This is a genomic window from Bradyrhizobium sp. BRP20, from assembly GCF_020194215.1.
Taxonomy (GTDB): domain Bacteria; phylum Pseudomonadota; class Alphaproteobacteria; order Rhizobiales; family Xanthobacteraceae; genus Bradyrhizobium; species Bradyrhizobium yuanmingense.
The window spans coordinates 1-387 of record NZ_JADYVY010000129.1 but is presented as its reverse complement, the minus strand read 5'-3'; the positions used below and the strand labels follow the sequence as shown (position 1 = coordinate 387).

Annotated in this window: 1 pseudogene; it reads left to right on the top strand. The window is 72.6% G+C overall.

The annotated features are described in order from the left end of the window. Positions 1-16: 16 nt before the first annotated feature. Positions 17-387 (top strand): annotated as a pseudogene (locus I6F33_RS38125) (hypothetical protein); the annotation flags it as partial.

Sequence of the window (387 nt, the reverse complement as noted above, 5' to 3'; positions counted from 1 at the left end):
GCCCCGCGTCGCCACCGTGGCCGACGTCGATACTTCGCTGTACGACGGTTTCCTCGGCAACGGCGACAAACCGCTGCTTGCGCTGGCACGAACCACCGCGCCCGAGCAGCTGGCCGCGCTGGAAGGCCGTTTCCGCGACCCGCGCCTGCCGGAGCTGCTGTTCCGCTACCGCGCGCGCAACCACCCCGACAGCCTCGCGCCGGCGGAACGCCAGCGCTGGCAGGATTACCGCCGCCAGCGCCTGCTCGGCGACGGCGGGCTGGGCGAACTCAACCTGCCCCAGTACCGGCAGCAGCTCGATGCACTGGCCGCCGAAGCGCCCGACGATGCGCGGCGCCAGGCCCTGCTGCAATCGCTGCGCGACTGGGGCCAGCACCTGCAGGAGAC